Origin of the sequence: Streptomyces sp. SPB162, from assembly GCF_029504575.1 — a bacterium.
Taxonomy (GTDB): Bacteria; Actinomycetota; Actinomycetes; order Streptomycetales; family Streptomycetaceae; genus Actinacidiphila.
In genome coordinates this window covers 2,055,125-2,074,067 of sequence record NZ_JAQFII010000001.1, presented here as the reverse complement: position 1 = coordinate 2,074,067, position 18,943 = coordinate 2,055,125, and the positions used below count along the sequence as shown (strand labels likewise).

18 protein-coding genes and 1 riboswitch are annotated in these 18,943 nt (G+C 72.0%); of the genes, 10 read left to right on the top strand and 8 right to left on the bottom strand.

From position 1 onward, the window contains the following. Positions 1-92: 92 nt before the first annotated feature. Positions 93-1,121 (top strand): 6-phosphofructokinase, encoded by a 1,029-nt coding sequence (locus tag M2266_RS09585; RefSeq protein ID WP_277437787.1) that lies wholly within the window; start codon positions 93-95, stop codon positions 1,119-1,121. A gap of 133 nt (positions 1,122-1,254) precedes the next feature. Continuing rightward, positions 1,255-1,881 (top strand): hypothetical protein, encoded by a 627-nt coding sequence (locus M2266_RS09580; protein ID WP_277437786.1) that lies wholly within the window; start codon positions 1,255-1,257, stop codon positions 1,879-1,881. On the opposite strand, the gene M2266_RS09575 is transcribed toward M2266_RS09580, so the two are convergent. Next, positions 1,865-3,811, bottom strand: coding sequence for an anthranilate synthase family protein (locus M2266_RS09575; RefSeq protein ID WP_277437785.1), 1,947 nt, complete (start codon positions 3,809-3,811; stop codon positions 1,865-1,867). The two genes, M2266_RS09580 and M2266_RS09575, sit on opposite strands and share 17 nt — an antisense overlap. A 255-nt stretch (positions 3,812-4,066) precedes the next feature. Here M2266_RS09575 and M2266_RS09570 point away from each other — a divergent pair, with 255 nt between their 5' ends. Together M2266_RS09570 and M2266_RS09565 are read left to right on the top strand one after the other, a co-directional pair. Then, on the top strand, positions 4,067-5,416 hold the full coding sequence (locus tag M2266_RS09570) for a 3-deoxy-7-phosphoheptulonate synthase class II (RefSeq protein ID WP_277437784.1): 1,350 nt from the start codon (positions 4,067-4,069) through the stop codon (positions 5,414-5,416). 137 nt (positions 5,417-5,553) lie between these two features. Further along, positions 5,554-5,790: a (2Fe-2S)-binding protein gene (locus tag M2266_RS09565; RefSeq protein ID WP_277437783.1), complete on the top strand. Its 237-nt coding sequence runs from the start codon at positions 5,554-5,556 to the stop codon at positions 5,788-5,790. Between the two features lie 16 nt (positions 5,791-5,806). Here the strand turns inward: M2266_RS09565 and bfr are convergent, their stop codons facing one another. Continuing rightward, positions 5,807-6,286 (bottom strand): bacterioferritin, encoded by a 480-nt coding sequence (gene bfr / locus M2266_RS09560; protein WP_269272763.1) that lies wholly within the window; start codon positions 6,284-6,286, stop codon positions 5,807-5,809. Between the two features lie 183 nt (positions 6,287-6,469). Here bfr and M2266_RS09555 point away from each other — a divergent pair, with 183 nt between their 5' ends. After that, a complete protein-coding gene (locus M2266_RS09555; protein WP_277437782.1) occupies positions 6,470-7,084 on the top strand; it encodes a sulfite oxidase-like oxidoreductase in 615 nt (204 codons plus the stop codon). 307 nt (positions 7,085-7,391) lie between these two features. Here the strand turns inward: M2266_RS09555 and M2266_RS09550 are convergent, their stop codons facing one another. The 5 genes from M2266_RS09550 to thiO form a co-directional block, all read right to left on the bottom strand. Beyond that, positions 7,392-8,255 (bottom strand): deoxyribonuclease IV, encoded by an 864-nt coding sequence (locus tag M2266_RS09550; protein WP_277437781.1) that lies wholly within the window; start codon positions 8,253-8,255, stop codon positions 7,392-7,394. Continuing rightward, entirely contained in the window at positions 8,243-10,237 is a 1,995-nt protein-coding gene (pknB, locus tag M2266_RS09545) for a Stk1 family PASTA domain-containing Ser/Thr kinase (RefSeq protein WP_277437780.1), read from the bottom strand. The genes M2266_RS09550 and pknB overlap by 13 nt, the downstream gene beginning before the upstream one ends. Before the next feature lie 113 nt (positions 10,238-10,350). Next, positions 10,351-11,139: a thiazole synthase gene (locus M2266_RS09540; RefSeq protein ID WP_277441132.1), complete on the bottom strand. Its 789-nt coding sequence runs from the start codon at positions 11,137-11,139 to the stop codon at positions 10,351-10,353. Positions 11,140-11,191: 52 nt separating this feature from the next. Next, positions 11,192-11,392 carry a sulfur carrier protein ThiS gene (thiS, locus tag M2266_RS09535; RefSeq protein ID WP_277437779.1) on the bottom strand — a complete coding sequence of 67 codons (201 nt, stop codon included), beginning with the start codon at positions 11,390-11,392 and terminating at the stop codon, positions 11,192-11,194. Then, positions 11,389-12,549: a glycine oxidase ThiO gene (gene thiO, locus M2266_RS09530; protein WP_277437778.1), complete on the bottom strand. Its 1,161-nt coding sequence runs from the start codon at positions 12,547-12,549 to the stop codon at positions 11,389-11,391. The genes thiS and thiO overlap by 4 nt, the downstream gene beginning before the upstream one ends. Then, positions 12,546-12,659: riboswitch (TPP riboswitch) on the bottom strand. (Overlaps the previous gene by 4 nt.) 172 nt (positions 12,660-12,831) lie before the next feature. Between thiO and M2266_RS09525 the strand changes: the two genes are divergently transcribed. The 5 genes from M2266_RS09525 (at position 12,832) to M2266_RS09505 (ending at position 17,287) form a co-directional block, all read left to right on the top strand. Beyond that, the gene (locus tag M2266_RS09525; protein ID WP_277441131.1) at positions 12,832-13,995 is read left to right on the top strand and encodes an FAD-dependent oxidoreductase; all 1,164 of its coding nucleotides are present in this window, start codon (positions 12,832-12,834) and stop codon (positions 13,993-13,995) included. 98 nt (positions 13,996-14,093) lie between these two features. Beyond that, positions 14,094-14,459, top strand: a complete 366-nt coding sequence (locus M2266_RS09520) for an Rv2175c family DNA-binding protein (protein ID WP_277437777.1) — start codon at positions 14,094-14,096, stop codon at positions 14,457-14,459. Positions 14,460-14,695: 236 nt separating this feature from the next. Beyond that, entirely contained in the window at positions 14,696-15,355 is a 660-nt protein-coding gene (gene thiE, locus M2266_RS09515) for a thiamine phosphate synthase (protein ID WP_277437776.1), read from the top strand. Between the two features lie 174 nt (positions 15,356-15,529). Further along, positions 15,530-16,447: a methylenetetrahydrofolate reductase [NAD(P)H] gene (gene metF, locus M2266_RS09510; RefSeq protein ID WP_277437775.1), complete on the top strand. Its 918-nt coding sequence runs from the start codon at positions 15,530-15,532 to the stop codon at positions 16,445-16,447. Positions 16,448-16,474: 27 nt separating this feature from the next. Then, a complete protein-coding gene (locus tag M2266_RS09505) occupies positions 16,475-17,287 on the top strand; it encodes a hypothetical protein (RefSeq protein ID WP_277437774.1) in 813 nt (270 codons plus the stop codon). Positions 17,288-17,472: 185 nt separating this feature from the next. Here the strand turns inward: M2266_RS09505 and M2266_RS09500 are convergent, their stop codons facing one another. After that, the gene (locus M2266_RS09500; protein WP_277437773.1) at positions 17,473-18,942 is read right to left on the bottom strand and encodes an NAD(P)/FAD-dependent oxidoreductase; all 1,470 of its coding nucleotides are present in this window, start codon (positions 18,940-18,942) and stop codon (positions 17,473-17,475) included. Between the last annotated feature and the right edge of the window lies 1 nt (position 18,943).

Below are 18,943 nucleotides of genomic sequence, written 5' to 3'. Positions count from 1 at the left end.
CCCATCCCGCATGTGACCCAAGTCACGCTAGCGTTGCCCGAGTTGGATTCCGGTAGGGCAATGCGACGCAATGCTGGCGAAGGGAAGGGTCCATGCGGGTCGGAGTACTGACCGGTGGTGGTGACTGCCCCGGTCTCAATGCGGTCATCCGGGCGATCGTGCGCAAGGGTGTCCAGGAGTACGACTACGAGTTCATCGGCTTCAGGGACGGCTGGCGGGGTCCCCTCGAAGGCGACACCGTGCCGCTCGACATCTCCGCGGTGCGGGGCATCCTGCCGCGGGGTGGCACCATCCTCGGTTCCTCGCGCACCAATCCGCTCAAGATCGAGAACGGTATCCGCCGGGTCGGGGAGAACCTCGCGGAGTTCGGGGTCGACGCGCTCATCGTGATCGGCGGCGAGGACACCCTCGGGGTGGCCGCGACCCTCTCCGACGAGCACGGCATCCCGTGCGTCGGCGTTCCCAAGACCATCGACAACGACCTGTCCGCCACCGACTACACCTTCGGCTTCGACACGGCCGTCAACATCGCCACCGAGGCCATCGACCGGCTGCACACCACCGCCGAATCGCACATGCGTGTCCTCGTCGTCGAGGTGATGGGCCGGCACGCCGGCTGGATAGCCCTGCACTCGGGGCTGGCCGGCGGCGCCAACGTCATCCTCATCCCGGAGCAGCGCTTCGACGTCGACCAGGTCTGCGGCTGGGTGGAGAGCCGGTTCAAGATCCGTTACGCGCCCATCGTGGTCGTCGCGGAGGGCGCCATGCCCAAGGACGGGGACATGGTGCTCAAGGACGGCACTCTGGACTCCTTCGGCCACGTCCGGCTCTCCGGCGTGGGCGAATGGCTCGCCAAGGAGATCGAGAAGCGCACCGGCAAGGAGGCCCGCACCACGGTGCTCGGGCACGTCCAGCGCGGCGGGACGCCCAGCGCTTTCGACCGCTGGCTGGCCACCCGGTTCGGCCTGCACGCCATCGACGCGGTGCGCGACGGGGACTTCGGAAAGATGGTCGCGCTGCGCGGTACGGACATCGTCCGGGTGCCGATCTCGGAGGCCACCGCACGCATCAAGACGGTCGATCCGAAGCTCTACACGGAGGCCGGGGTCTTCTTTGGCTGAACCTTGAACATTGCGGAAACATTGCTGCTTGCAGCAGACGATCAGTGCGCCATATTCTCCGTCCACCCGGCTCAGACACCGTCTCGTCCGGCCGCTTCGTTTTTCCCCTTTGAGCACATGAGGAGCGCCCGGTATGACGGGTGTGACGAACAGGTGGCGCACACCTGTACTGGCGGTCGCAGGCGGCACCGCATCGGGCAAGTCGACCCTTGCCGAGGCGCTGTCGCTGCACCATCACGACACCATCGGCCTGATCCATCTCGATGACTACTACGTGCCCGCGCACGACACCGTGCGCGGAGTGCGCACGGTCAGCGCGAGCGGGTCCGAGGTCCTGGACTGGAACCATCCCGGCTCCATCGACGAGCTCGCGGTGGTCGCGGCGATCGAGGCCGCGGCCACCTCGGGCCGGCACCGGCTGGTCGTCGTCGAGGGACTGTTCGCCCTCACCCTGTCGTCCGTCGCCAACCGTGCGACGTGGCGGGTGTACGTCGACACCCCCGACGACATCCGGCTCGCCCGCAAGATCCTGCGCAAGATCGACGTCCAGCGGCAGGACCCGCGGCTGTCGCTGCTGAACTACCTGGAGACCGGGAGGGAGCGGCATGCCGCGCACGTCGCCCCCTCCCGGGCCCTGGCCGACCTGGTGGTCGACGGCACCGCCGACGAGTTCCGGATGATCGCCGAGGTGATGATGCTGATCGGGCCGGTGCTCGCCGATCCCGTGCTGGACGCCTCGGCGTTCAGCGAGACGGCGTGAGGACGGCGGCCAGCAGCTCCGCCACGATCGCCGGGCCGTTCAGGGTGAGCACCGACTCGGGGTGGAACTGGACGCCCGCGAAGCCCGGCCCGCGCATCGCGTGCACGTCACCGGTGGCCGGGTCGCGGCTCAGTTCCACCTGGTGGGTGGCGAGCTCCTCGGCCGTCGCGTCGTCGCAGCGCGCCGTGAAGGTGTTGTAGAACCCGACGGTCTCCGGCCGGCCGAAGAAGGCGATGCGCTCCTGGGCGCCCTGGAAGGGGACGTCCTTGCGCACGATGTCCAGCCCCAGCTCCACCGCCAGCAACTCCTGGCCCAGGCACACACCCAGCAGCCCCTGCCGGTGGTCCCTGACCAGGTCGGCGGCGAGGGTGCGCAGGAAGCGCATCTTCGGGTCGCGGGCGTCGGCCGGATCGCCGGGGCCGGGGCCGAGCACGACGGGGCCCTCGTGGGACAGCGCCGCATCCCGCAGGCCCGGCTCGTCGTAGCGCCGTACGGTGACGTCCAGGCCGGACGAGCGCAGCACGTGGGCGAGCATCGCGGTGAAGGTGTCCTCCGCGTCGATCACCAGCGCGTGCGCCGACACCGCGAGCCGGTCGGCCGGGGACGGCTCGACCTGCATCCGCAGCCAGAACGGCGCCAGGCTGCCCCGCCGGGCGTCCAGCGCGGCCCGCACGCGGATGTCGTCGGCCAGCCGGAAAGCGGGCTCGGGGGCGCGCTCGGGGGTCGGCAGCACCCCCAGCGCGGTGAGCACGCCGGCCGCCTTGGCATGGGTCTCGGCGACCTCGGCGCGCGGATCGGAGTGCCGGACCAGCGTCGCGCCGACCGGCACCTTCAGCTGCCCGCCGGGGTCGATGTCCGCGGTCCTGATCAGGATCGGCGAGTCCAGCGTCCGGGTGCCGGCCGCGTCCCGGCCGATCAGTGCCAGCGCCCCGGCGTAGTAGCCGCGCCCGCCCGGCTCGTGGCGTTCGATGACGCGGCAGGCGTTCTGCACCGGGGATCCCGTGACGGTCGCGGCGAACATCGTCTCGCGCAGCACGTCCCGCACGTCCATGGTGCTGCGGCCGCGCAGCTCGTACTCGGTGTGCGCGAGGTGGGCCATCTCCTTGAGCCGCGACCCGACCACCACCCCGCCGAGGTCGCCGACGGTGCACATCATCTTCAGCTCCTCGTCGACCACCATCGTCAGCTCCTCCACCTCCTTGGCGTCCTGGAGGAAGGCGAGCAGCCCCTCGGTGTCGGGCCCGCCGGCGGGATAGCGGTAGGTGCCGCTGATCGGGTTCATCACGACGGTGCCGCCGGCCATCCGCACGTGCACCTCGGGGCTGGCGCCCACCAGCGTGCGGTCCGCGGTGTGCACGACGTACGTCCAGTACGCGCCGCGCTCACCGCCGAGCAGCTTCCGGAAGAGGGCGAGCGCGGAGCGCGGCCCGTAGCCCGCGATCTGCCCTCGGAAGGTCCGCCGGATGACGAAGTTGGCGCCCTCGCCGCGGCCGATCTCGTCCTCGATCACCCGCTCGACGATCTCGGCGTAGGTGTCGTCGTCCACGTCGAACGCGCCGTCGTCGACCGTCACCTCCTCGTCCGGGAGCGCGGCCAGGACGTCCGCCAGCGGCAGCTCGTACGTCTCGTCGGGCCGCAGCACGGCCAGCGGCGTCCCGTCGTCGCGGACGTCGAAGCCGCGCTCGCGGATCTGCCGGAACGGCACCAGGGCGAGCGCGTCCAGCGCCGGGCCGTCACCCGGTGAGCCGTCCGGCAGGGTGATGTCCGCCAGCAGCCCGGCCTCGGTGACCGGCCCGAGGAGCACTTCGACGAGGTCGGCGTCGCGGCCCGGGGTACGGCGGCGGAGCAGGGCGAACGGTGGGCAGCCGGGGGAGAGCAGCCGCTCGACGAGGGAGGCGGCGGTCGTTTCGGTGCCGGAGACGGGATGCACGGCGGGTCCTTCCGATGGGGAACAACGGAGGGAGCGGCCGGGAAACAGAGAAGGCCGCCCCTTGGGCGGCCTTCGCGGTCGGTCTTTACGTACGCGCGATGAGGTGGGCCGCCGGATGAGCGGGCCACCACCAGTTGGTGTGCTGTTGCGCGAACATGTGCGGAACCCTAGCGCACGGGGGCCCGCGCAGTGGGGCTCGTCTCATCCAATGAGCGGAGTCGGATTCCGCGTGTCGTCACCCCGTACTGTGGTCGTGTGACCGTGAACGCTAACCCCGCAGCCGGTGGCAACACCTGGCGATCCCTTCCCGCGGCGCAGCAGCCTGAGTACCCGGACTCCGAGGCGTTGCGCACTGTGCTCGCGGAGCTCGAGTCGTATCCGCCCCTGGTGTTCGCCGGGGAGTGCGATCAGTTGCGCACCCGGCTGGGTGCCGTGGCGCGTGGTGAGGCGTTCCTGCTGCAGGGCGGCGACTGCGCGGAGGCGTTCGACGCCGTGTCGGCGGACCAGATCCGCAACAAGCTCAAGACGCTCCTGCAGATGGGTGCGGTGCTGACGTACGCGGCCTCCGTGCCGGTGGTGAAGGTGGGCCGGATCGCCGGTCAGTACTCCAAGCCGCGCTCGAAGCCGACCGAGACCCGTGACGGGGTGACGCTGCCGACCTACCGGGGCGACTCGGTCAACGGGTTCGCGTTCACCGAGAAGGAGCGCGTCCCGGACCCGGAGCGCCTGAAGCGGATGTACAACGCGTCCGCGTCGACGTTGAACCTGGTGCGGGCGTTCACCACCGGTGGGTACGCGGATCTGCGGCAGGTGCACGCGTGGAACCAGGACTTCGTGAAGTCCTCGCCCTCCGGCCAGCGCTACGAGGCGCTGGCGCGGGAGATCGACAACGCGCTGAACTTCATGGCGGCCTGCGGGACCGATCCGGCGGAGTTCCGGACGGTGGAGTTCTACGCCTCGCACGAGGCGCTGCTGCTGGACTACGAGTCGTCGCTGACCCGCGTGGACTCGCGGACCGGTGCGCTGTACGACACGTCGGGGCACATGGTGTGGATCGGTGAGCGGACCCGGCAGTTGGACGGGGCGCACATCGAGTTCGCGTCGAAGATCCGCAACCCGATCGGGATCAAGCTCGGTCCGACGACGACGCCCGAGGAGGCGTTGACGTACATCGACCGGCTGGACCCGGACCGCGAGCCCGGCCGGCTGACGTTCATCGTGCGGATGGGTGCGGACAAGGTCCGTGACAAGCTGCCGACGCTGGTGGAGAAGGTCACCGCTTCCGGTGCGCAGGTGGTGTGGGTGACCGATCCGATGCACGGCAACACCTACGAGGCGGCGTCCGGGCACAAGACGCGGCGCTTCGATGACGTGCTGGACGAGGTCAAGGGCTTCTTCGAGGTCCACAAGGGCCTGAACACCCACCCGGGCGGCATCCACGTGGAGCTGACCGGCGACGACGTGACGGAGTGCGTGGGCGGCGGCGACGAGATCTTCGTCGACGACCTCCACCAGCGCTACGAGACGGCCTGCGACCCGCGGCTGAACCGCAGCCAATCCCTCGACCTGGCATTCCTCGTCGCGGAGATGTACCGGGGGCAGTGATTCCGGCGGGCGGCCGGTAGTCGGCCGATAGACCGGACAAGGGGCGCGGATCACACAGATCCGCGCCCCTTGCGGCTTTTCACCTACGGAAGTGCCGGGTAAGGTAAGGGTTACCTCAGCCAAGGCGCCCGAGAGGGGTGAACCGCGTGTACGTGTGCTCTTGCTTCGGCATCACCGAGCAGCAGGTCAAGCAGCACGCGGACTCCGGCGCCTGCAGCCCCCGCAAGCTCGCCTCGGCCTGCAAGGCCGGCACCGACTGCGGTTCCTGCGTCAAGCGCATCCAGGCCCTGCTCGGCAGGACCGCTGCCCCGGTGGCCGAGCCCGCCACGGCCCGGCTGGCGGCCACGGACGAGCCGATGGCCGAAGCGGCCTGAACCCTCCCGCCGGGTCTCAGCTCTCGGGCTGCTCGATGAGCTGGGCGATGTAGAGCGGTTCGCCGAGCTTCTCGACCAGTTCCAGCTGGGTGTCGAGGTAGTCGATGTGGTGCTCCTCGTCGGCGAGGATCGACTCGAAGATGTTCGCCGAGGTGATGTCGCCCTTGGTCCGCATGACCTCGATGCCGCGCTTGAGGCGGTCGATGGCCTCGGCCTCGACCTGGCGGTCGGCCTGGAACATCTCGGTGACCGTCTGGCCCACCCGCACATGGAACAGCCGCTGGTAGTTCGGCAGGCCGTCGAGGAAGAGGATGCGGTCGGTCAGCACCTCGGCGTGCTTCATCTCGTCGATCGATTCCGAGCGGGTGTACTTCGCGAGCTTCGTCCAACCGAAGTTTTCCTGCATCTTCGCGTGCAGGAAGTACTGGTTGATCGCGGTCAGCTCTGCGGTCAGCTGTTCGTTGAGGAACTCGATGACCTCGGGGTCGCCCTGCATGGCAACGCCGTCCTTCCCAAAGGAACCGACAAGATGGCGGCATCCTCGCACCGAGGACCGGGTTGATCCAGTAAGTGCACGCTTACATCGGGTGGCGGCGGAGGTGCATCCGGCGGGCGCGGCGGTCCCGAATCGGGCGTAGCCCTGTCAGAAGCACTGCGTCCCGTCTGTCACCATGGAGCCATGGGTCAGTCCGAAAGCCGTGCGGGTGAGCTTCCCCCGGGGCAGCGACTACAGCGGGGCTGGCCGGTCACCCACTACGGTCCCGTGCCGCGCTTCAAGCCGGACCGGTGGGAGTTCCGGGTCTTCGGGGCCACGGCCGACGGGGACAAGCACTGCTGGAACCACGAGGAGTTCTCGGCGCTGCCGTACTCCGTAGTGACGGCGGACTTCCACTGCGTGACGAAGTTCAGCATGGTCGGCATGGAGTGGGGCGGCGTCTCCGCCGCGACGGTACTGCGGCTCGCGCCCCCGGCGCCGGAGGTCACACACGTGATGGTGTGGGCCGAGTACGGCTTCAGCTCGAACCTCCGGATCGAGGACTTCTCCGACGACAAGTCGATATTCGCCACCCACAAGGGCGGCGAGCCGCTGACCGCCGAGCACGGTTTCCCGGCCCGGCTGGTGGTGCCGCACCTCTACGCCTGGAAGGGGCCCAAATGGGTCAGGGGCGTGGAGTACATGACGGCCGACCGGCGCGGCTTCTGGGAGGAGCGCGGGTACCACAACGTCGGCAACCCGTGGTCGGAGCAGCGCTACTCCTACCAGGAGGAGCCCGGGGACGGCCCGGAACTCTAGGCCGTGTCTGACACATCCCGCCTGGCCCGGGACGCCTGGCACGTGCGCTCTCCCCCAGCTACCGCTGGGAGGGGCCCCCAGTTGTGTCGGGCCCGCCCCGGTACGTCCAGTACGGGGGCGACCCTCCGTCGTGCGATCGCACGCACCATACGCCCCGGGCCCCGCCCTCCGGGCGGACGCCGGTATCTGTCAGACACGGCCTAGGGCCCATACCTCAGGGGCGGTAACCTCAGGGCCGGTAACCCTCAGGGCCGGTAACCCTCAGGGCCGGTAACCCTCGGTGCCGGTAACCCTCGGTGCCGGTACCTCAGGGCCGCAGGGACTTGAGCAGTGCCACGTCCACGGCATGGCCCTCCGGGCCGCCCGGCGTCTCGATGATCAGCGGAACCCCTGTCGTGGCGGGGTGGTGGAACAGCTCGCGGAACGGCTCGGCGCCGATGTGACCGGCGCCGATGTTCTCGTGCCGGTCCTTGTGGGCCCCGCTCACGTCCTTCGAGTCATTGGCGTGGATGAGCTTCAGCCGGCCCTCGCCGACGGTGTCCACCAGCTCGTCGAGCAGCAGCTTCATCCCGCCGGGCGCCGCCATGTCGTGCCCGGCCGCGAAGGCGTGGCAGGTGTCCAGGCAGACCCCCAACCTCGGATGCCGGTCCAGGGCGTCGGCGTACGGGCCCAGGTCCTCGACCAGCGAGCAGAGTGAGGCACCCTGGCCCGCCGTCGGCTCCAGCAGCAGCCACGGGTCATCGTCGTGCGTGAGTTCGTCGAGCAGCGGCAGCAGGTGCTCCCGCACCTGTGCCAGGGCGGCGGAGCGCGGGCGGCCGCCCGTCGCGGAGCCGGTGTGCACCACGACGCCCAGCGCGCCGATCTCCCGGCCCCGGCGCAGGGAGTGGCGCAGCGACTCCACCGACTTCTCGACCGTCGCGGAGCTGTCGGAGCCGAAGTTGATCAGATACGGGGCGTGCACGTACGCGGGTATCTCCGCGGCCGCGCGGCCCGCACGGAACAGCTCGTCCTGCCGTGGGTCGCCGGGCGGTGTGGCCCAGCCGCGCGGATTGGCCACGAAGACCTGCACGGCCTCGGCCGTCAGCCGCTCGGCGTTGGCCAGCCCGACGGTCGCGAGGCCACCGGCCACATGCACGTGGCCGCCGACGGGATTGCGGTTCACCGGACCCACACGGTGATCGTCGTGCCCTTGGGTGCCTGCTTGCCCCCGTCCGGGGACTGGCTGAACACGGTGTCGCCGAAGAAGGCGTGCATCACCCGGATGTCGAAGCCCGCGGCCTTGAGGATCTGCCGCGCTTCGCCCGCGCTCCTGCCCTTCACGTCGGGCACGTCGAAGAGCTGCAGCCCTTTGGAGATCGTGAGGGTGACGGTGTCGCCCTCACCCCCCTGGGTGTCCTTGCCCGGCGTCTGCACGGCCACCGTGTCCTTCTCGGCCACGTCCGAGAAGACCTTGTCCGGGGCGAGCGCGACGACGAACCCGGCTTCCTGCAGCGTCTGCTGGGCGTCGGCGACCGAGTCCCCCACGACGTCGGGAACCTCCACCGCGGCGCCCTTGCTGACGACGATCGACACGACGGCGTCCGGCGAGCGCTTCGTGCCGGCCGGCGGGTCCGTGGAGATGACGGCGCCCTTGGGCACGTCCTCCGTGAACTCCTGCGTCACCGTGCCCGGCGTCAGCGCCGCGCCCTTGATCTGCTGCTGCGCCGCGTCCAGCGTCTTGCCCGTGACGTCGGGGACGCGGATCTCCTGCGGCCCCTTGGAGACGGTCAGCGTGACCTCCGCGTTGTCGCGGACACGCTTGCCCGGTCCGGGGTCGGTGGAGATCACCTTCCCGCGGGGCACAGTGAGGCTGAAACCGGTGGTGATCTTCGTGTGCAGACCGGCGCTGTCGAGCTGCTGCTGCGCGTCCGCCTGCGACAGTGCCAGGACGGCCGGGACCTTGGTGAACTGGCCGTCGCCGATGTACCAGACACCGGCCCCGAGCCCGAGGATCAGCAGCACCGCCGCGACCAGCGCGAGCACGCCGCGGCGCGGGCCGCGGCGGGCGGGACGGTGCCCCGTCCGGCCCGACCGGCCGGGCGGTTCCGGCGGCCCCGCCGGGGCCGCCGGCAGCGGCGGCGGAAGCTGCAGCACGCTCGTGCGGTCGAGCTCCTCCTCGGCCGGCCGGGCCGGCCGGGAGATGACGCTCGTCAGCTCCTCGTCGCCGCCCGGCGCGCCGTAGGGGCCCGCATGGCCGCCCGGGACGGCGTCCTGCGGCTCCGCCGCCTCCTGGACCGCCCGCGGCGGCACCAGGTCAAGCTGCTCCTCGCTCAGCGTCTGACGGGTCGCGTGCAGCTGCGCCAGCAGCTCCACGGCGTCCTCGGGACGCAGCAGGGGATCACGCGCGGAGGCCCGCCCGACCAGGGCGTCCAGCGCGGGCGCCAACCCGGGGACGGCCTCCGAGGGCGCGGCGATGTCCTCGTTCAGGACGTGGAAGATGACCTGCATCGGCGTGCCGCCGACATGCGGCTTCCCACCGGTCAGCATCTCGTACAGCAGCACGCCGCAGGCGTACACGTCCGTCCGCTGGTCTATCGTGCCGTGCTCGATCTGCTCGGGCGCCAGGTAGGAGACCGTGCCCAGGACCGAGCCGGTCGTCACGCTGGTGTTGGTGTCGACCGCCCGGACCAGGCCGAAGTCCACGACCTTGACCCGGCCGTCGTCGCCGATCAGGACGTTCTCCGGCTTCACGTCCCGGTGGATCAGCCCGGCCCGGTGCGCGGCACCGAGCGCGGCCAGCACCGGTTCCAGGATGTCCAGTGCGGCCCGCGGCTGCAGGGCGCCGCGCTCGCGCAGCACGTCGCGCAGCGTGCAGCCGGCGATGTACTCCATCGCCAGGTACACGAACGTGCCGTCCGTGCCCTGGTCGTACACACCGACGACGTTCGGGTGCGCCAGCCGGGCCACGGCCTTGGCCTCGAAGATGAAGCGGTCCACGAAACCGGCGTCGGCCGCCAGCCCGGGGTGCATCACCTTCAGCGCGAGCATGCGGTCGAGGCGGGTGTCCACGGCCCGGTAGACCGTGGCCATACCGCCGACGGCGATGCGCGCCTCGACCCGGTAGCGGCCATCGAGCGTCTGCCCGACGAGGGGATCCTGCAGGGTCGTATCCACGACACGGAAGTCTACGAGCCGTCGCCGACCCGTCCCACCGAACGCGGCCGTACTGTGGCCCGCCCGTACCGATCCGGGACGTAACCGTGACCCGGGTGGCAGCGGGGACGGGCTCAGATCCCGCTGAAGGCGGGCCGCTCGGGGTCGAACGCGGCCACGCCCTCGACGGGTGACGACGCGGCGGCGTAGTGCCGCCGGGGGATGCGTCCGGCCCGGAACGCGAGCCGTCCCGCCCGCACCCCGTGCCGCATGGCCTCGGCCATGAGCACCGGCCGCTGGGCGCGGGTCACGGCCGAGGCCAGCATGACGGCGGCGCACCCCAGCTCCATGGCGAACGCCGCGTCGGACGCGGTGCCGGCCCCGGCGTCGAGGATGACCGGGACGCCCGCCCGCTCGGTGATGAGCTGGAAGTTGTGCGGATTGCGGATCCCGAGTCCGGAGCCGATCGGCGACCCCAGCGGCATGATCGCCGCGCAGCCGACGTCCTCCAGTTTGCGGGCGAGCACCGGGTCGTCGTTGGTGTAGGGCAGGACGGTGAATCCGTCGTCGACCAGGGTCTCCGCGGCGTCCAGCAGCTCGACGGTGTCGGGCAGCAGGGTGCGCTCGTCGGCGATGACCTCCAGCTTGACCCAGTCGGTGCCCAGCGCCTCGCGGGCCAGCCGCGCGGTGAGGACGGCCTCGCCCGCGGTGAAGCAGCCGGCCGTGTTCGGCAGGACCCGGATGCCGTGCCTGGCGAGCACGGAGAGCACGGAGCCCTTCGTCGCCGGGTCGAGGCGGCGCATCGCGACCGTGGTGAGTTCCGTGCCGGAGGCGAGCAGCGCCTGTTCGAGGACGTCCAGGCTGGGCGCGCCGCCGGTCCCCATGATCAGCCGGGAGGTGAAGGGGACGCCGGCGATCCGCAGCGTGTCGTCGGCGGCGGCCGGGAGCGCGGGGTGCGCGGGGTGCGGCACGGGATCAACCTCCCTGGACGGCGGTGAGGACCTCGACGCGGTCGCCGTCGGCGAGCGCGGTGGCGGCCCAGCGGCTGCGCGGGACGACGGCCTCGTTGAGGGCGGCGGCGACGCCCGCGGGCGCGGACGTCAGGGAGGCGACGAGGCGGTCGAGGGTCAGGCCCTCGGCGATCTCACGGGCCTCGCCGTTGACGGAGACGGTCATGCGGGCTGCTCCTGAAGCGTGAAGCGTGTGGGCGAGAAGGGCCGGGCCGACTCGGGCACCGAGCCCGTCGTGAGCAGTTCGGCCATGATGTCGCCGGTCACCGGGGTCAGCAGGACGCCGTTGCGGTGGTGGCCGGTGGCCAGCAGCAGACCGGGCAGCGCGCTGCGGCCGAGCAGCGGGGCGTTGTCGGGGGAGCCGGGGCGCAGCCCCGCCAGGGTCTCGACCAGCGGCAGCTCGGTGAGTCCCGGCACCAGCTCGTGGGCGTCGCGCAGCAGCTCGTAGACACCGCCCGCGGTGACCGTGGTGTCCCAGCCGAGTTCCTCGCTGGTCGCGCCCACGACGAGCTCGCCGTTCTCGCGCGGCACCAGGTAGACGTGGCCGCCGCGCACGACCGCCCGCACCGTGCGGGAGAGGAACGGCGCGTGGCCGGGCGGGACGCGCAGCCGCAGGATCTGCCCCTTGACCGGCCGAACCGGTGGCAGGGCGTGCTCCGGGACGCCCGGCATCCCGCCGCTGCGGCTGCCCGTCGCGAGGACGGTCCGCCCGGCGGTGATCATCGTGCCGTCGTCGAGCACCGCGCCGGTGGCGCGGTCCCGGACGGTCTCGATCCGGGCCGCGGAGCTCCGGTGCAGGACCACGCCCGCGAGTTCCGCCGCGCGCAGCAGCGCGGCCGCCAGCCGTCGCGGGTCGACCTGGTGGTCGCCGTCGACGCGCAGGCCGCCCCGCACGCCGGGCGCCAGCATCGGCTCCAGCCGGCGGCAGTCCCGGCCGGACAGCCACTCGGACCGCAACCCGAGCGAGGTCTGGAAGGTGTGCAGTTCCCGCAGGTCGGCGCGGTCGTCGGCGTCCAGGGCGACGGCGAGCGTGCCGCATGGCCGGTAGCCGAGGCCGAGACCCGTGGCGTCCTCCAGCTCCGCGGCGAAGGACGGATAACGGCGGGCCGACGCGAGGTTGAGTTCGAGCAGCGTCTGCTCGCCGTACTGCAGCTCCGTGACGGCGGCCAACATGCCGGCCGCGACGTGCGCGGCGCCGCCGCCCGGCGCCGGGTCGGCGACCGCGGTGCTCAGCCCGCGCTGCGCGGCGCGCCAGGCCGTGACGAGTCCGATGATGCCGCCGCCCACGACCAGCACGTCGTAGCGGTGGTGAGATGGATGCATGGGTGTCCCGCTCCTCCCTTCGCCGGCATGACCCGGATCAGGTTCGTACGGTCGGCGGCCGGTCAGCCGCCCTCTCAGCCCGGTACGTCCGGGCTCCCGCGAGTGCGTTAGCCCCGCCACCCTAGTACGCGGGCCCGATCCCGGGTAAGGGAGCCCGGCTCGAGGGGGGCCTGAGACCGGGGGTCATATTTCGCACGCCCACCCTGCCGCTGATCCCCGGAGCGTTACGGTGATCGTGTGAGCCAGCCAAGCGCCGAGCGCGCAGTGATCGTCGGGGCCGGGATGGCCGGAGTGCAGACCGCCGTGTCGTTGCGGGAGCAGGGGTGGCGCGGCGACATCACGCTGCTCGGCGCCGAACCGCACGCACCGTACGACCGCCCGCCGCTGTCCAAGTCCGTACTCCTCGGCACGGCCGAGGGCTCGCCCTTCGACGTGGACTTCAACGGCCTCGACGTCGAGCTGCTGCTCGGCCGGCACGCGAGCGCGCTGCGCCCCGCCGAACGACACGTGGTCACGGACGGTGGCGCCGTCCGGTACGACCGGCTGGTGCTCGCCACCGGCGCCCATCCGGTGGCCCTGCCCGGCAGCGAGGGCATCCCGGGCGTCTACATGCTGCGCACCCTGGACGACGCCGCCGAGCTGCGGCCGGTGCTCGACGAGAAGCGCGACGTCGTCGTGGTCGGGGCCGGCTGGATCGGCGCCGAGTTCGCCACGGCGGCCCGCCAGGCGGGCTGCGCGGTGACCGTCGTCGAGGCGGCCGACCGGCCGCTGGCCGGCGTCCTGCCGGGCCCGGTCACCGACCACATGCGCGGCTGGTACGCGGACGCGGGCGCCGAACTGATCACCGGGACCGCGGTCGCGGCCGTCGAGCCCGGCGCGGTGCTGCTCGCCGACGGGACGCGGCTGCGGGCCGGAGCCGTCGTCGTCGGCATCGGCGCCCGGCCGGCCACCGGCTGGCTGGCGGGCTCCGGCGTCGAGCTCGGCCCCGACCGCTCGGTGCAGGCGGACGACCGGCTGCGGACCTCGGTGCCCGACGTCTTCGCGGTGGGGGACTGCGCGTCCTTCCCGTCCGCGCGCTTCGGCGAGCGGCTGCTCGTCCACCACTGGGACAACGCCGTGCAGGGGCCGCGCGCCGCCGCGGCCAACGTGCTGGGCGGCGACGAGGTGTACGACCCGGTGCCGTACTTCTGGTCCGAGCAGTTCGGCCGCTTCGTGCAGTACGCGGGACACCACGCGGCCACCGACACCATGCTGCTGCGCGGTGACCTGGCGGGACCCGCCTGGTCGGTCTGCTGGCTGCGGGACGGCGTGCTCGCGGCGCTGCTCGCCGTCGGCCGCCCGCGCGACCTGGCCCAGGGCCGCAAGCTCATCGAACGCGGCGCCCGCCTCGACCCCGCCCTCGTCAGCGACCCCGCCGTCCCCCTCAAGACCGCGGCCGGTGTCTGAGAGCCGAACCGGACGCACGGGGCGGATGTGGGCAAACCGTCAGGCCCCCGGCCGCCCACCGGTACGCGGGTGCCCGCCGGGGATGGCACGCTTGTCCCGTGACCGAGATCGACGCAAAGATTGATGCCCTCGTACCCTCCTGGCTGAACCTCCCCGAGGTCGCCGAGCGACTGGGTGTGCCCATCACCCGGGTCCGCCCGATGATCAAGGAGAAGCTGTTCCTCGCTATCCGTCGCGGTGAGAACCGGGTCCTGATGGTCCCCGCCGACTTCATCGGCGAGGGGAGCATCGTCAAGGGCCTGCCCGGCCTCCTGACGGTCCTCAAGGACAACGGGTTCAGCGACGAAGAGGCGCTGGAGTGGTTGTTCAGCGAGGACCCGACGCTGCCCGGCACGCCCACCCAGGCGTTGAAGGAGAACCGCGGGACCGAGGTGAAGCGGCGCGCTCAGGCGCTCGGCTTCTAAAGGGTGTTGCGGCGAAAGTCCCGTCGGGCCCGCGACGTCTGGCCCGCACGCCTGCTGCGTTGTCGGGTACGTCCAGGTACGTCCAGGTACGTCCAGTACGAGGACGGCCCTCCGCCGTGCGGTCGCACGCACCAGACGCCGCGGACCCCGCCCTGACGGGCGCACGGCGCTCCTTTCGCAACACCCTTGAGGCCCGAGCCACAGCAGGAACCGAACCACCGAGGGGGAGCCGCGCCATGCCCATGTCGTCCACCGTCCGCGAGCGGTTCGCCGCCGCCCGGCTGTACCTGTGCACCGACGCCAGGACCGGCCGGGGCGACCTGGCCGAGTTCGCGGACGCGGTACTCGCCTCGGACGTCGACGTCATCCAGCTGCGCGCCAAGGGGATCGAGGCCCGCGACGAGCTCGACGCCCTCGCGGTCCTGGCCGACGCGTGCCGCCGGCACGGCAAGCTGCTCGCGGTGAACGACCGGGCGGATGTCGCGCACGCGTCGGGCGCGGACGTGCTGCACCTGGGGCAGGGTGACCTGCCGGTGCCCGCCGCCCGCGCGATCCTGGGCGAGGACATGGTCATCGGACGGTCCTGCCACGCGGAGTCCGAGGCGGCGGCCGCCGCGGTGGAACCCGGTGCGGACTACTTCTGCACCGGACCCGTCTGGCCCACCCCGACCAAACCCGGCCGGCACGCGCCGGGCCTGGACCTGGTGCGGTACGCGGCCTCGCTGGGGACCGACCGGCCCTGGTTCGCGATCGGCGGGATCGACCTGGGCAACGTCGAGCAGGTGCTGGAGGCCGGGGCCCGGCGGATCGTCGTCGTCCGTGCGATCACCGAGGCCGACGACCCGGCCGCCGCGGCGGCCGCGCTGGCCAGGATCGTCACCTCGTACGACGACTGAGCGGCGCGGGGTCCGCGAGACGCCCCCTCCGTATGCCGGCCACACCGCGCGCGTGTCGTGGCCGATGCGTGTCGTGACCGGCGGATGTCCAAGGGATGGACGCGGGAGGGGCGCACGGGTATAAATCGCCCGTCCTGGTTACGGGCGGTCGCGAGGCGCGGATACCCTCGGGATATGGCCCTTGGGACACCTTCTACCCGGACCGATCGCGCGGTCACCATTCGTGAACTTCTCGCGTCCGGCGAGCGGTCGTACTCCTTCGAGTTCGCCGCGCCGAAGACCGAGAAGGGCGAGCGGACGCTCTGGAACGCCATCCGCCGGATCGAGGCGGTGGGGCCGACCTTCGTGTCCGTGACCTACGGCGCCGGCGGGTCGTCGCGCGAGGGCACCGTCCGGGCCACCGACCGGATCGTCTCCGACACCACGCTGACCCCGGTCGCGCACCTGACGGCGGTCAACCACTCGATCGCCGAGCTGCGCAACATCATCGGGCAGTACGCCGACGCCGGGATCCGCAACATCCTCGCCGTGCGCGGCGACCCGCCCGGCGACCCGCTCGGCGAGTGGGTCCAGCACCCCGAGGGGCTGCTGTACGCCGCCGACCTGGTCGAGCTGATCAAGGAGTCAGGTGACTTCTGCGTCGGCGTCGCGGCGTTCACCGGGATGCACCCGCGCTCCAGCGACCTGGCGTCCGACACCCGCAACTTCATCGACAAGTGCCGGGCCGGGGCCGACTTCGCCATCACGCAGATGTTCTACGACGCCGACGACTACTTCCGGCTGCGGGACCGGGTCGCCGCCGCGGGTTGCGACACCCCGATCATTCCGGAGATCATGCCGGTGACCAACGTCCGGCAGATCACCCGGTTCCCGGAACTCAGCAACGTGCCTTTCCCCCCGGAGCTGGCCGACCGTATCCTCGCGGTGGAGGACGATCCGGCGGCGGTGCGGGCGATCGGCATCGAGTTCGCGACCGAGATGTGCCAACGCCTGATGGCCGAGGACATCCCCGGACTCCACTTCATTACTCTTAACCACTCCACGGCGTCGCTGGAAATCTACGAGAATCTCGGTCTGCACCAGAGGTCGTGACCTCTCGTGAGGTGAGGAAGTGCGGACATGGGCTACACGCTGCTCTACATCGCGTTCGGCGTGGTCGCGCTGTGGCTGCTCGGTGAAGTGCTGCTGCAGTACAAGGCGCGGCTGCGCTGGCGGCTGCTCGCCTTCGCGGGATTCCTGGGCGTGGTCGGCGGTGTCTCGCTGCGCAACGCGATCGTCATCGCGCTCGGCGCGGCGGCGTTCGGTACCGGCCAGACGTTCGTGACCATCTCCTACCGGCAGGGCTTCTCCACCGGCTGGGCGCTCGGCGGCAGCCCCGGCTCCAGCCGTCGCCGCCGGGGCACCCGCGGCGCGGGCGGCGACGCGGGCGAGCCCGTCCTGGAGGTCAGCCCCGTCGAAGAGGTGGCGGAGGCGCCCGAGCAACTCGCGACGGTCTACCAGGCGATGCCGGTGCTCGACGACACCGGCGAGTACGGCATCTACGACGGCCAGTCCTCGTACACCCCGGACCTCTACACCAGTGGCGGTTACGAGGGCTACGGCGCCCAGGGGTACGAGGGCTGGGGCGGTGCCGGCGAGCAGCAGCCGCAGCCCGCGGCCGCGGACGCGTACGCCTGGGGCGGCCAGCACGACTACGACCCCGCCTACGCGGCCCCCTACCAGGACCCGGGCCAGCAGCAGTACACCCCGCAGTACGACCACGAGTTCGGCTACGAGACGCCGCCCGGCGGTGTGTGGGTCCCGCAGCAGCAGTCCGCCGAGCAGCAGGCCTACCAGGAGCCGCAGCAGCAGGCGTACATCCCGCAGCAGCCCCAGCAACCGACGTACGAACAGCCCCTGTACGCGGACCCGTACGACCCCTACCGCTACTAGGCCGTGTCTGACACATCCCGCCTGGCCCGCGACGCCGGCACGCACGCCTGCTGCGTTGTCGGGCTCGTCCAGGTACGTCCGGTACGAGGACGACCCTCCGCCGTGTAGTCGCCCGCACCAGACGCCGCGGACCCCGCCCTCACGGGCGAGAGGAGCGCCGTTCGCCCGTTACACGGCCTACGTCCTCAACGGCTGCCGCCAGGCCCGCCCGCGATCAGGTCGGCGACGATCGCGCCCGACATGCCGGCGTGCGCCAGGCCGCCGCCCGGGTGGGACCAGCCGCCCACGGAGTACAGGCCGGGGACGGCGGAGACGTTGGCCGGGTGGAGGTGCAGACCGCCCGCTCCCGCCAGGGCGGGGCCGGGCACCGCGCCGCCCGGGGCGCCGGTCTCCCGCTCGGTGTCGGCGGGCGTGCGCACCTCGCGCCACGACTCCCGCTCGCGCAGGCCGGGCACGGCGGCCTCGGCCGCCTTCACGACCCGCTCGGCGAAGTCCGCCGCGACGCCGGGCGCGGTCCACTCCTCGCCGCCGGCCGTCGTCGCCACCGTGACCTGGAGCGTCACGGCCTCGTGCGACGCGTCGGGAACCGTCGACGGGTCGTCGGGACGCAGCACCGTCACGGTCGGGGAGTCGCCCGGGGCGCCGCCCGAGAAGACGGACTCCCACTCCGCGCGGAGGTCTGCCGCGTGCACGACGGTGCGGTGCACGGTGTCTTCCGGTCGGGGGCCCCGCAGCGCCAGGCACACCACGAACCTGCCGGGAACGGGGCCCGCCGCGCGGCCGGGTCCACCCGGCACCGGCACCGGCGCCCCCGCGACCACCGTGTCCGCGTCGATCCGCCGTCCGTCGGCGAGGTCGAGCCCGCGGGCCCGGCCGTCGGGACCCGTCCTGACACCCACGACCTCGTTGTCGAAGTGGAACTCGACCTTGCGCGCCAGGCACCGCTCGTACACGGCGTCGGCGAGGGCCCGCATCCCTCCGCGGACGTACCACGCACCGAAGGTCTGCTCCATGTACGGCAGGACGGTGGCGCTCGCCGGGACGGTGCGCGGGTCGAAGCCGTACGCGAGGGCGTAGCTCGTCAGCAGCGCGGCGGCCCGCGGGTCGGCCAGCTCGCGCTCGGCGACGGAGGCGAGCGACGGGGCGCCGCGGCGGAACAGCCCGCGCCGCACGGCGGGGTAGGGGTCGCGGCCCAGCGGGGCGGTGTCGTCCGCCAGGGCGTCCTCCAGCAGCGGGCGCCGGGTGGTCTCCCAGACCTCGCGGGCCCGGCCCATCACCTCGCTCCAGCGCTCCCCGGCCCCCGCGCCGAACGCGCCGTCCAGCGCGCTGATGACGCCCGCGCGGGTGGCGTTCGGCAGCGACACGTCCGTGCCGTCCGGGAAGAGGTGGCGGCTCGCCGGATCGACCTGCGTCAGGGCGACGTGGCTCTCCAGCGACTCCTTGCCGGTCTTGACGAAGAGGTCGCGGTAGACGGCGGGCAGGTGGAGCAGGCCGGGGCCGGTGTCGAAGGTGAAGCCGTCCCTGGCGAACCTTCCGACGCCTCCGCCATAGGTCGCCGAGCGCTCGTGGACCGTCACCCGGTGACCGGCGACGGCCAGCCGGGCGGCCGTCGCCATCGCTCCCATACCCGCGCCGATTACCGCGATCCGTGCCATG